The organism is Pseudomonas sp. GOM7, from assembly GCF_026723825.1.
Classification (GTDB): domain Bacteria; phylum Pseudomonadota; class Gammaproteobacteria; order Pseudomonadales; family Pseudomonadaceae; genus Aquipseudomonas.
The window spans coordinates 1,831,886-1,844,606 of the sequence record NZ_CP113519.1; the positions used below are offsets into that span (position 1 = coordinate 1,831,886).

At 64.0% G+C, this 12,721-nt stretch carries 10 protein-coding genes; 5 read left to right on the plus strand and 5 right to left on the minus strand.

Translation table 11 applies throughout. The features are described 5' to 3' along the window. The first annotated feature begins 41 nt into the window (after positions 1–41). The 3 genes from yegS to OU800_RS08250 all read left to right on the plus strand — a co-directional run bounded on the left by yegS (position 42) and on the right by OU800_RS08250 (position 3,280). On the plus strand, positions 42–962 hold the full coding sequence (gene yegS, locus OU800_RS08240) for a lipid kinase YegS (RefSeq protein WP_268182747.1): 921 nt from the start codon (positions 42–44) through the stop codon (positions 960–962). A gap of 233 nt (positions 963–1,195) precedes the next feature. After that, complete coding sequence (locus tag OU800_RS08245; RefSeq protein WP_268182750.1) at positions 1,196–2,128, plus strand: chemotaxis protein CheV; 933 nt, start codon at positions 1,196–1,198, stop codon at positions 2,126–2,128. 345 nt (positions 2,129–2,473) lie between these two features. Beyond that, on the plus strand, positions 2,474–3,280 hold the full coding sequence (locus OU800_RS08250; protein WP_268182751.1) for an MOSC domain-containing protein: 807 nt from the start codon (positions 2,474–2,476) through the stop codon (positions 3,278–3,280). A gap of 27 nt (positions 3,281–3,307) precedes the next feature. On the opposite strand, the gene codA is transcribed toward OU800_RS08250, so the two are convergent. The 5 genes from codA to OU800_RS08275 all read right to left on the minus strand — a co-directional run bounded on the left by codA (position 3,308) and on the right by OU800_RS08275 (position 8,683). After that, positions 3,308–4,543 (minus strand): cytosine deaminase, encoded by a 1,236-nt coding sequence (codA, locus tag OU800_RS08255; RefSeq protein WP_268182753.1) that lies wholly within the window; start codon positions 4,541–4,543, stop codon positions 3,308–3,310. An 11-nt stretch (positions 4,544–4,554) separates the two neighbouring features. After that, a complete protein-coding gene (locus OU800_RS08260; protein ID WP_268182756.1) occupies positions 4,555–5,778 on the minus strand; it encodes a PucR family transcriptional regulator in 1,224 nt (407 codons plus the stop codon). Then, entirely contained in the window at positions 5,775–7,046 is a 1,272-nt protein-coding gene (gene codB, locus OU800_RS08265) for a cytosine permease (RefSeq protein ID WP_268182759.1), read from the minus strand. The genes OU800_RS08260 and codB overlap by 4 nt, the downstream gene beginning before the upstream one ends. Positions 7,047–7,256: 210 nt before the next feature. Further along, positions 7,257–7,727: a MaoC family dehydratase gene (locus OU800_RS08270; RefSeq protein ID WP_024307460.1), complete on the minus strand. Its 471-nt coding sequence runs from the start codon at positions 7,725–7,727 to the stop codon at positions 7,257–7,259. Further along, complete coding sequence (locus OU800_RS08275) at positions 7,724–8,683, minus strand: alpha/beta hydrolase (RefSeq protein ID WP_268182762.1); 960 nt, start codon at positions 8,681–8,683, stop codon at positions 7,724–7,726. The genes OU800_RS08270 and OU800_RS08275 overlap by 4 nt, the downstream gene beginning before the upstream one ends. A 216-nt stretch (positions 8,684–8,899) precedes the next feature. Here OU800_RS08275 and fadD2 point away from each other — a divergent pair, with 216 nt between their 5' ends. Both fadD2 and fadD1 read left to right on the plus strand, forming a co-directional pair. Then, on the plus strand, positions 8,900–10,588 hold the full coding sequence (gene fadD2 / locus OU800_RS08280) for a long-chain-fatty-acid--CoA ligase FadD2 (protein ID WP_268182765.1): 1,689 nt from the start codon (positions 8,900–8,902) through the stop codon (positions 10,586–10,588). Positions 10,589–10,977: 389 nt separating this feature from the next. After that, entirely contained in the window at positions 10,978–12,666 is a 1,689-nt protein-coding gene (fadD1, locus tag OU800_RS08285; RefSeq protein ID WP_268182767.1) for a long-chain-fatty-acid--CoA ligase FadD1, read from the plus strand. The last annotated feature ends 55 nt before the right edge of the window (positions 12,667–12,721 follow it).

A 12,721-nucleotide genomic window follows, 5' to 3' on the forward strand; every position in this document is an offset into this window, starting at 1 on the left:
TCGATATGTTGGTCACTGCAGCGCGCTACGGGGGAATGGCGATGAGCAAACGCAAGGCCTGGTTGATCCTGCATGGCAAGCAGGCGCTGAACGAGGAAGTCAGGGCGGCGGTGCATGGTATGCGCGAGCAGGGCTGGGAGATCGCCGTGCGCCTGACCTGGGAAGCAGGCGATGCCCAGCGGCTGGTCGGCGAAGGCCTGGCGGCCGGCTACCCGATATTGATCGCTGGCGGTGGTGACGGCACCTTGCGCGATGTCACCGAGGCTTTGATCGAGCACGGCGGCCAGGCCAGCCTGGCGCTATTGCCGTTGGGCACCGCCAACGACTTCGCCCGCTCGGCCGGAATAACCCCGACACCCGCCGCGGCACTGGCGCTGCTCGACGTGGAGCCGGTGGCGGTGGATGTCGGCCTGGCCGGGGAGCGCGTGTTCCTCAACATGGCCACCGGCGGTTTCGGCTCCAACGTCACGGCCCATACGTCGGAGGAGCTGAAGAAAGTGCTCGGTGGCGCCGCCTATCTGCTCACCGGGCTTAGCCGTTTTTCCGAGGTGCGCGCAGCGGCCGGGCATTTTCGTGGGCCGGATTTCGAGTGGCAGGGTGAGTTCCTCGCCCTGGGCATCGGCAACGGCCGCCAGGCCGGTGGCGGGCATGTGCTATGCCCGGAGGCTGTGGTCGATGACGGTCTATTGGATGTCTGCATCCTGCCCGCCGCCTCCGATGTGATCGGCACCTTCGGCACGCTGTTGTCCGGTGGCATTCTCGGTTTGCAGAGCGTAGCCATCAGCGCTCGACTACCCTGGCTGGAGGTGGATGCGCCAGAGGGGCTCGACCTCAACCTCGATGGCGAGCCCATGGTCAGCCGTGAGCTGCGTTTCGCCGCCAAGCCGAGTGCACTGAGTTTGCACCTGCCACTGCACTCGCCGTTGCTGCACGCTGGTCAGGCGCAAGGTGCTAAGGCATGATGGCTGGGCGCCAGCGATCTTCAGTCTGCCGGCTGCCTGCCGATATGCCGAAGGCAGGCTCGCAGGTCGCTGAAAAACTGCCTGCGTTGGCAATACTGCGGTAAAGCCGACCTGAAAATGCTCATTTACAGCAGGTAAACTGCGCTTTTTCGGTCGTCTTTGCCTTGTCTTGCCTGCCTCGTCTACGTTTTTCAACGGCCTGCTAGACTCAATAAACACCATGGGAGCGCGTGATGGCCGGCATTCTTGATTCAGTGGATCAACGTACACAGCTAGTCGGTGAAAACCGTCTGGAAATCCTCATGTTCCGTCTGGCCGGGCGTCAGCTCTTCGCGATCAACGTGTTCAAGGTGCAGGAAGTCCTGCAACTGCCCAAGCTGACGCTGATGCCACAGCGCCATCGCTTCGTCTGCGGGGTAGTCAACCTGCGCGGCCACACCCTGCCGGTGATCGACCTGTCCCAGGCCATCGGCATGCGCCCGCTGGTGCCGGACGAGCACAGCACCATCATCGTCACCGAATACAACCGCTCCGTGCAGGCCTTCCTGGTGGGCAGCGTCGACCGCATTCTCAACCTCAACTGGGAATCGATCCAGCCACCGCCCGGTGGTGCCGGGCGTCAGCACTACCTCACCGCCATCACCAAGGTCGACGACCAGATCGTCGAGGTGATCGACGTGGAGAAGGTGCTGGCCGAGATCGTGCCGATGAGCACCAAGGTGTCCGCCGAAAAACTCGCCGACCCCTTGCTGGAGAAGGCTCGTGGCCGCGAAGTGCTGCTGGTGGACGACTCCAGCGTGGCGCTGAGCCAGTTACGCGACACCCTCACTCAGTTGGGCATGCGTCTGCACATGGCCAGCGATGGCCTCAAGGCGCTCAACATGCTCAAGGCCTGGGCCGACAGCGGCGCGGTGATGACCGACAAGCTGCTGATGGTCTTCACCGATGCCGAGATGCCGGAAATGGACGGCTATCGCCTGACCAGCGAAATCCGCAACGATCCGCGCCTCAAGGATCTCTACGTGGTGCTGCACACCTCCCTGTCCGGCAGCTTCAACGAAGCCATGGTGAAGAAGGTCGGCTGCGACGGTTTCCTCTCCAAGTTCCAGCCGGACAAGCTGGTGGATGTGGTGCGCGCCCGTCTCGCCCTCGACGAGCCTGCCTGAGCGCTTGTGATCCCTGCCGGCAATTCGTATAAGGACGTTTTGCCGGCCGAGGGTCTGTTGCCGTTTCGACGCGAGCCGCGTTGCTGCATCAAATTGCGCCATGGCCGGGCGGCGTTCCGCGAGGCGCGGGATGCAGGTAATGGTCGTTCCCTTGCCAAATCCCGCAACGACGCATGGCGCAATTTGCCGCGCAACCCGAAGGGACGGGCCTGTTTTTGCGCGATGCCGCGTTACTCGTCGCTTATTTGGAATGACCAAACTTCGCTCCCCGCGCCTTGCCTCGCGCAAAAACAGGCTCCGTCGCGGCCGTGCGCGAAACGTCAACAGACCCTGGAGAACCCGATCATGTTGAGCCTTTCCGAGTTGTATCGCTATCCGCTCAAGTCCGGGCGGGGCGAGGCATTGCAGCGCAGTGCCGTCGATGGCCTGGGGCTCAATGGCGACCGCCGCTGGATGCTGGTCGAGGCCGCCACGGGCCGGTTCATCACCCAACGCCTGCTACCGCAGATGAGCCAGCTTTCGGCGCTGTACGACGCGCGCGGCGGCCTGAACCTGAGCGCCGCCGGGCATGGCGAGCTCAGCGTCGCGCTGCCCGACCCCGAGCAGGATCTGCGTGGTGTGACCGTCTGGCAGGACAGCCTGCGTGTGCCCGATGCCGGTGACGAAGCCGCCGCCTGGCTCAGCGACCTGCTGGGCCGCCCCTGCCGCCTGGTACAGGTGCCCGAAGCACGCACCCGTCAGGTGGATACCGCCTACGCCCAGCCGGGCGATCGCGTGGCTTTTGCCGATGGTTTTCCCTTGCTGCTGATCGGCCAGGCCTCGCTGGACGATCTGATGCAGCGCGTTGGCCGGCCGCTGTCGATGCTGCGCTTTCGCCCCAACCTTGTGGTAACGGGCAGCGAACCTTACGCCGAGGATGGCTGGAAACGCATTCGTATCGGCGCGGTGGAGTTCGAGGTGGCCAAGGGCTGCAGCCGTTGCATCCTGACCACCGTCGACCCGCAGAGCGGCGAGCGCAGCGCCGATCGCGAGCCGTTGGCCACCCTCAAGACCTACCGCGAGCGCGAAGGTGCGGTGTACTTCGGGCAGAACCTGCTGCCCCGTGGTGTCGGCGAGCTGCAACTGGGCATGCCGGTGGAAGTGCTCGAATAAGGCCTGGCCCCCTTCGCTCCTACAGGATCAGGCGCGCTCCACGCTGGCCGGCGTGCGGCGCATCAGCACCTTGCCGTGGCGCACCGACACCAGCGCGTGGCCCTGGCTGCGCACCATCTCGTAATCGTCCGGCGCCGAGAGGATCAGCAGGTTGGCCGGGCGATTCACTTCCAACCCATAACGATCACCCAACGCCAGCGCGCGCGCCGAGTTGTCGGTGATTAGATCCAGGCTGCGCTTGAGGTCTTCGTAGCCGAGCATGTGGCAGATGTGCAGGCCGGCTTCGAGGATACGCAGGATGTTGCCGTTGCCCAGCGGGTACCAGGGGTCGACGATGGAGTCCTGGCCGAAGCAGACGTTCATCCCAGCGCGGTCGATCTCCGCCACGCGGGTCAGGCCCCGGCGTTTCGGGTAGCTGTCGAAGCGCCCCTGCAGGTGGATGCTCTCGGTGGGGCAGGAGATGAAGCTGATGCCGCTCATCTTCAGTAGGCGGAACAGTTTGGAGCAGTAGGCGTTGTCGTAGGAACCCATGGCCGTGGTGTGGCTGGCGGTGACCCGCGCGCCCATGCCACGCACGCGGGCTTCTTCGGCCAGCACTTCGAGAAAGCGCGATTGCGGGTCGTCGGTCTCGTCGCAATGCACGTCCACCAGGCAGCCGGTGTGTTCGGCCAGATCCATGAGGAACTTGATCGACGCCACGCCCTGGTCGCGGGTGTTCTCGAAGTGCGGGATGCCGCCGACCACATCAGCGCCCAGTTTGATGGCCTGCTCCATCAGCGCGCGACCATTGGCATAGGACTCGATGCCCTCCTGCGGAAAGGCGACGATCTGCAGGTCGATCAGATGGCGGGTTTCCTCGCGCACTTCGAGCATGGCCTTGAGCGCGGCCAGTGTCGGGTCGGTGACGTCGACATGGGTGCGCACGTGCTGAATACCATGGTCGACCAGCATGTCGATGGTCTTCTTGGCGCGGGTCTTGGTATCTTCATGGGTGACCAGTGCCTTGCGCTCGGCCCAGCGCTCGATGCCCTCGAACAGCGTGCCGCTCATGTTCCAGGATGGCTCGCCGGCGGTGAGGGTGGCGTCGAGGTGGATGTGCGGCTCGACGAAGGGCGGCACCACCAGGTTGCCGGCGGCGTCCAGGTCGCCCTCGGCCATGGGATGCAGGGCGTGTTGGGCTTCGATGGCGGCGATGCGCTCGCCATTCAGGGTGATGCGGTGCAGGCCATCGCGGCCGCGCAGGCGGGCATTGTGGATGATCATGGAAGTTCCTCTCAGGCAGGCGCCGACAGGCGCCGGATCAACAGCGCGACGCTGATGTTCAGGCGGTCGTGCGGATCGTCGAACGAGCAGCCGCTCAGCGCTTCGATGCGCTGTAGACGGTAGCTCAGGGTATTGCGGTGAACCTCCAGGCGCTGCGCGGCCAGGGCCAGGTTGCCGTTCTCGGCGAACCAGGCTTCCAGGGTCGGCATCAGCACCGGTTGGTGGCGCGAGTCGTCGCCGATCAGCGGGCCGAGCACGCGCTCGACGAAGCGATCGAGCAAGCTGCGATCACGAATCGCGCCGAGCAGTTCCAGCACGCCCAATTCATTAAAACTGCACAGGCCCAGGCGCTCCGGGAAGCGCTGTGCCACGCCCAGGGCCTGGCGTGCCTCGCCCAGGCCCTGAGCGAAACGCGGCGTCTCGCAAGCGGCGCTGCCCAGGCCGAGGAACAGCCTTAGCGGGCCAAGCTGCGGGCGCAGTTCGTCGAGCAGCCGGGTCATGGCCTGGCGGTTTCGCCCTTCGGCCTGGGCATCGGAGCAGGGCAGCAGGGCGATCCAGTGCCGGCCCTGGCTGACCAGCGGCAGGGCGTCGCCCAGTTCGCCGAGGCATTGCTCCAGGCGTCGTTGCAGCAGTTGCTGGCGGCTTTGTAGCTGGCGCTCGGCGTCCTCGTCAGGCAGGTCGCCGAACAGTTGCTCGCTGCCATCGAGGCGCAGCAGCGCCACCTGACGTGGCACATGCAGTGCCAGACCGAGGCTGTCGCCGCGTTGCAGCAGCAGGTCGAGCGATTGGTAATCGCCGTCGAGCACCTGTTCCAGTACGTGCTGGCGCGAACGGCCGAGCTGCTGCGCCTGCACCAGCGCGGTGCCGATGGCCTGGGTGACCACCACCATCTTCAGCGCGTAGGGCTGCTCGATCAGCGGCAGGTTCAGGCGTTCGGCTTCTGCGATGACGCTGGGCGGGATGGCCTGGATGAATTCGGCGCCGGTGAGGATGACCAGGCCGGCGACCACCCGCTCATGGCCTTCGCGCACCAGGCGCAGCAGGTTGGTTTCGTCACGCGGGTGGTTGATGCCGGTGACGAAGATCAGCTCGCCGCCCATCACCCAGTCGGCGATGCCCTCGTTCTCGGCCACGTAGGGCCAGCGCACGGCATTATCGCGCCCGGCCTGGCCGGCACGCAGGCGCATGCTGGCCAGATCGGGCAGGGCGAGTACGTCGGCGACGGTCAGGCTCACGCGCCCGCTACCTGCTGACGGCCGACCAGGGCCTTGTTCGCCTCGAACAGCACCACGTAGGCCACGGCAGCCACGGCAATACCCACCAGCGGCGCGACCCAGGGCGAGAAGTAGGCGCTCAGCGCCCCGATCAGGTAGGCGCCCAGGCCGACCCAGTTGAACGCCGGCAGGCGCACCTCGGCCAGTTTCGGATAACGCGCGCGGTGGCCGTAGAAAAAATCGGCCATGATCACGCCACCAATCGGCGGGATGATCGAGCCGAGCAGGATCAGGAAGGGAATCAGCATCTCGTACATGCCGCCGATGGCCAGCAGCGTGCCGATACCGGCGCCGACCAGGGTAACGGTCTTGCGCTTGCCGGTGCGCAGCAGGTTGCAGCCGGCGGCGGCGAAGTTGTAGATGGTGTTGTCCTGGGTCGTCCACAGGTTGAGGAACAGCATGATCACTGCGGCCATGGACAGCCCCTGCAGCACCAGCACCTCGACCACGTCCGGCTGCTGGTAGACGATGGCGCCGTAAGCCCCGGTGACGATCATCAGGCCGTTGCCGATGAAGAAGCCGAACAGGCTGGCCAGCACCGCGACGCGGCCGCTCCTGGCGAAGCGCGTCCAGTTGGTGGCCTGGGTGGCGCCGCTGACGAAGGTGCCGAACACCAGGGTGATGGCCACGCTCAGGCTCATGCTCTCCTTGGGCTCCACCGCCAGCAGGCCGGCGAGGCCGCCGATATCACGGGTGGCGATCCACAGCGAGACCACCAGCAGCACCAGCATGGCCGGCACGGCGACGCGCGAAAGCAGATCCAGGCCCTTGTAGCCGACGAAGGCGGTGAGGCAGAAGCCGAAGCCGAACAGCACCATCAGCGGGATGGTCAGGCCTTCGGGCAGGCCGAGTATCTTCACCAGCACGATGGCGATGGTCGCCGTGCCCCAGGCGTACCAGCCGATCTGGGTGAAGCCGAGGAGCATGTCGGACAGTTTGCTGCCCACCTCGCCGAAGCAGAAACGGCCCATCAGCACCGAGTTCAGCCCGCTGCGGCAGGCGATAAGGCCCAGTACGGCGGCATACAGGCCGAGCAGCAGGTTACCGATCACCGCGGCCCAGAGCAGGGTGGTGAAGTCGAAGGCCATGCCGATCTTGCCGCCAGCGAACATGGTGGCAGTGAAGAAGGTGAAACCGAACAGCAGGATGGCGGTGGAAAACAGCCCTTGGCGAGCGCCGTTGGGCACCTCGCTCAGGGGGTAATCGCTATCGGGGGTGGCGTTGCTCATGGGCCTGGCTCCGGTGTGGGTGTTGAGGCCTTGGCGATAGCAGGGGGCGTGCCAGGTTTCACGGGCTTTTCACCCTGGGCGAGGTGATCAAGAGGTTTTGTGCAAAGCGCACAATAAAAAGCGCTCAGAGAGCGCTTGGGTCGTTCAGGTTTGTGAGTGTAGAACAAAAATGGTGCGAGGCGAGGGCGCCGCGCACCAGTCTGTGGCTGATCAGTTGACCGTCACCTGCGGCATCGGCGGCATGGTCACGGTTTGCTCGGCGCTGGGTGCGAGCACTTCGGCTTCGCCGTCCACCACTTGCTTGCCGTCCTGGTTGAACACGCGGGTGGCGATGCGCACGCGGTTCTTCGGCAGTTTTTCCAGCACTTCCAGCTTCACGGTGAGGGTGTCGCCGAGCTTCACCGGGCGGGTGAACTTGAGTTGCTGGCCGAGGTAGATGGTGCCCGGGCCGGGCAGGTTGCAGGCGATGGCGGCGCTGATCAGGGCGCCGGTGAACATGCCGTGGGCGATGCGCTCCTTGAACATGGTCTCGGCGGCGAAGGCGGCGTCCAGGTGCACCGGGTTGTTGTCACCGGACACGGCGGCGAAGAGTTGCACGTCGCGTTCCTCCACCTGCTTCTCGAAACTGGCCTGCTGGCCGACTTCGAGGGCCTCGTAGGGGATGTTGGTTACCTGGGTCATGCTTTGCTCCTTTCATCGCTAATAGGGTGTCGGTCGTGGCCCAGTACCTGCTCGAGCCAAGCGACCAAGTGTTCGCTGACCTCGTCACGGTTGAGCTCGTTGAACAGCTCGTGACGGGCCTCGGGGTAGATCTTCAACTGCACGTCACGCACGCCAGCAGCGTTCAGGGCCTCGGCCAGGTGCTGCAGGCGCTGGCCGTCGCTGACCGGGTCGCGGCTGCCGCCGATCACCAGCAGTGGCAGGTCGGCGTCGATCTGCGCCAGGTTGTCCACCGGGGTGATCTGTTGCAGGCCCTCGAGCAGGTCGCACCACAGTTGCGTGGTGCAGACGAAGCCGCATAGCGGGTCGGTCACGTATTTGTCCACTTCTTGCGCATCGCGGCTGAGCCAGTCGAAGGCCGTGCGGTTGGGCTTGAAGGCCTTGTTGAACGAGCCGAAGGAGAGAAAGTCGATGACCTTGCTGCGCCCCTTCGGCCCCAGGCGCCAGCGCTCGAAGCGGGCGATCAGCCGCGCGGCCTTGTACAGCGCCACCGGCTGGTAGTTGGAGCCGGAGAGGACAGCGCCCTGCAGGCTGCAGCTATGGCCCAACAGGTAGGCCATGCCGATGTAGCTGCCCATGCTGTGGCCGAGCAGGAAGATCGGCACCTGTGGATGCTGCTGGCGAATATGATGGTTAAGGGTGGCCAGGTCTTCGACCACCTTGTGCCAGCCATCCTCGTCGGCATAGTGGCCCAGGGTGCCCTGTTCGGCGCTGCGGCCATGGCCGCGCTGGTCATGGGCATAGAGGTCGAAGCCGGCGCTCACCAGGCGCTCGGCCAGGCGCGCATAGCGCAGGCTGTGCTCGGCCATGCCGTGAGCGAGCATGACGATGGCGCGCGGTGGCGTGTCGCCATGCCAGTGGTTGACGTGCAGGTGCACGCCGTCGCGGGTGGCCATGGGGAAGGCAGTGTGGCGCATGGCGAATCCTTGTGCCGGGGACTGGCGGCATTGTGCACGCTGCAGCCGATCCGGCATAGCGGCAAGGTATCGCCCATCCGGTAAAGATCGGTAACGAATCGCTGCATTTATATCGAGATTCAGGCCATCAATGACGCTTTCGAGCTATAGGCGCAGGGGCTCTGAACTGCTACTTTCCGGGCAGTCAGATCATTTCAGGGGAAGAGGACAACAACAATGCAGCCTGATTTCTGGAACGACAAACGCGCCGCTGGGGTACCCAACGACATCGACCTGTCCAGCTACAAGTCGGTGATCGAGGTGTTCGAGCGTTCCTGCAAGCGCTTCGCCGACCGTCCGGCGTTCAGCAATCTGGGCGTCACACTGAACTATGCCGAGCTGGATCGCCTGTCGGCGGCCTTCGCCGGCTATCTGCAGAAGCACACCGACCTCAAGCCGGGCGACCGCATCGCCGTGCAGATGCCCAACGTGCTGCAGTATCCCATCGCCGTGTTCGGCGCCATGCGTGCCGGGCTGATCGTGGTCAACACCAATCCGCTGTACACCGCCCGCGAGATGCGTCACCAGTTCAAGGACGCCGGCGTGCGTGCGCTGGTGTACCTGAACATGTTCGGCAAGCTGGTGCAGGAGGTGCTGCCGGATACCGAGATCGAGTACCTGATCGAAGCCCGGATGGGTGACCTGCTGCCGAGCCTCAAGGGCTGGTTGGTCAACACCGTGGTGAAGAAGGTCAAGAAGATGGTGCCGGATTACCACCTGCCGCAGGCTGTTCCCTTCAAGCAGGTGCTCAAGCAGGGTCATGGCCAGGCGCTGACGCCGGTCAAGACTGGCCATGACGACATCGCCGTGCTGCAGTACACCGGCGGCACCACCGGGGTAGCCAAGGGCGCCATGCTCACCCACGGCAACCTGGTGGCCAACATGCTGCAGGTCGATGCCTGCCTGTCGCAGCTCGGCGAGGACGGCACGCCGCTGATGAAGCCGGGCCAGGAAATCATGATCGCGCCGCTGCCGCTGTACCACATCTATGCCTTCACCGTGAACTGCATGTGCATGATGGTCAACGGCAACCACAACGTGCTGATCACCAACCCGCGCGACATTCCCGGTTTCGTCAAGGAACTGGGCAAATGGAAGTTCTCCGCGTTGCTGGGGCTCAACACCCTGTTCGTCGCGCTGATGGACAACCCCGAGTTCAAGAACCTCGATTTCTCTGCCCTCAAGGTCACCAACTCCGGCGGCACCGCGCTGGTCAAGGCCACCGCCGAGCGCTGGAAGCAGATGACCGGCTGCACAGTGGTGGAAGGCTATGGCCTTACCGAGACTTCCCCCGTGGCCAGCACCAATCCCTATGGTGAGAAGGCGCGCCTGGGCACCGTCGGCATTCCGATTCCCGGCACCGCGTTCAAGGTGATCGACGACGACGGCAACGAGCTGCCGCTGGGCGAGCGCGGCGAGCTGTGCATCAAGGGGCCGCAGGTGATGAAGGGCTACTGGCAGCGCGAGGAGGCCACGGCCGAGGTGCTCGACGCCGAAGGCTGGTTCAAGACCGGCGATATCGCGGTGATCGACCCGGACGGCTACGTGCGCATCGTCGACCGCAAGAAGGACATGATCATCGTCTCCGGCTTCAACGTGTATCCCAACGAGATCGAGGATGTGGTCATGGCCCACCCGAAGGTGGCCAGTTGCGCGGCCATCGGCGTGCCGGACGAGAAATCCGGCGAGGTGGTCAAGCTGTTCGTGGTGCCGCGCGAAGGGGGCGTCACCGTGGACGAGCTCAAGGCCTACTGCAAGGAGAACTTCACCGGCTACAAGGTACCCAAGCACATCGTGCTGCGCGATTCCCTGCCGATGACGCCGGTCGGCAAGATCCTGCGTCGCGAGCTGCGCGACATCGCCTGATCGCCCAGGCCCCTCCGTGCAATTCGGAGGGGCTTGCCTCACTTGCTGGTCATTTGTTGTGTTTTGGTAACGGCCAGTGGGTCGCGCCGACCATCATTCCCGCTTAGATCCCTCCATCGCCTCCACCGTCCGCCTGCTGTCATGTGCTGTAATGCTCAGCCTAGAGGCCTCTGCCAGGCTTTTCAGTTCATGCATCATGTGTGACTGTTTTCATTGGTTTGGTCATTTTATTGACCCGCTAGGCCATCCTTGGTGCTGGTGAGCCTCTGGTAAAGCTGCTACTCTCGGCGCGCTTCCGGCCTGAGGGGCAGTGGGCTGGTAGGCCAAATACACAACAAATAGCCGCCTGTGCGCGGTGAAGATCAGCTGTTGCTTAGGAGTGGGCTTCCATGACCGAAAATTTCTGGAAGGACAAGTATCCCGTTGGGGTGGCTGCCGAAATCGATCCCGACCAGTACCCGAACATACTCGCGGTGCTGAAGGAGTCCTGCCAACGCTTCGCCGACAAGCCTGCTTTCAGCAACCTGGGCAAGACCCTCACCTACGGCGAGATCTACAAACTCTCCGGTGACTTCGCCGCCTATCTGCAGAAGCACACCGATCTCAAGCCTGGCGACCGCATCGCCGTGCAACTGCCCAACGTGCTGCAGTACCCCATCGTGGTATTCGGTGCCATGCGCGCCGGCCTGGTGGTGGTCAATACCAACCCGCTGTACACCGTGCGGGAAATGGAGCACCAGTTCAACGACTCCGGTGCCAAGGCGCTGATCTGCCTGGCCAACATGGCCCACCTGGCCGAACAGGTGGTGCCCAAGACTGGCGTGAAGACGGTGATCGTCACCGAAGTCGGCGACATGCTGCCGACCTTCAAGCGTCTGTTGGTCAACTTCGTGATCAAGCATGTGAAAAAAATGGTGCCGGCCTACAATCTGCCGCAGGCGGTAAGGCTCAATGACGTTCTGGCCAAGGGGCGTGGCCAGAGCTTCAGCGAAGCCAGCCCGAGCAATGGCGATATCGCCGTGCTGCAATACACCGGCGGCACCACCGGGGTGGCCAAGGGCGCCATGCTCACCCATCGCAACCTGGTGGCCAACATGCTGCAGGTCAAGGAACTGATGGGCGCCAACCTCGATGAAGGCTGCGAGGTGCTGATTGCGCCGTTGCCGCTGTACCACATCTACGCCTTCACCTTCCATTGCATGGCGATGATGCTGATTGGCGGCCACAACATCCTGCTCACCAACCCGCGCGACCTGCCGGCGGTGGTCAAGGACCTGGCCAAGTATCGCTTCACCGGCTTCGTTGGCCTCAACACCCTGTTCGTCGCCCTGTGCAACAACGAGGACTTTCGCAAGTTGGACTTCTCCGCGCTGAAGCTCACCGTCTCCGGCGGCATGGCCCTGCAACTGGCCACCGCCGAGCGTTGGAAGCAAGTCACCGGCTGCGCCATCTGCGAAGGTTTCGGCATGACCGAGACCAGCCCGGTGGCCTCGGTCAACCCGTTCAGCGCCATCCAGCTCGGCACCATCGGTATTCCGGTGCCCTCGACCCAATGCAAGATCATCAGCGACGAGGGCCAGGAGCTACCCATCGGCGAGATCGGCGAGCTGTGCGTGAAGGGCCCACAGGTGATGAAGGGCTACTGGCAGCGCCAGGAAGCCACCGATGAAATCCTCGACGCCGACGGCTGGCTGAAGACCGGCGATATCGGTCTGATCCAGGAAGACGGCTACATGCGCATCGTCGACCGCAAGAAGGACATGATTCTGGTGTCCGGCTTCAACGTCTACCCGAACGAGCTGGAAGACGTGCTGGCGACCCTGCCGGGCGTGCTGCAGTGCGCCGCCATCGGCGTGCCGGACGAGAAGTCCGGTGAGGCGATCAAGGTGTTCGTGGTGGTCAAGCCGGGCGAGAGCCTGACCAAGGAACAGGTGATGGAGCACATGCGCGCCAACCTCACCGGCTACAAGGTGCCCAAGGCCGTGGAGTTTCGCGATGTGCTGCCGACCACCAACGTCGGCAAGATCCTGCGCCGCGAACTGCGCGACGAAGAGCTGAAGAAGCTGGGCAAGAAGTGATTCGGGCCTGCTGATGAAAACGCCACCTCCGGGTGGCGTTTTCATTGGTGCCACC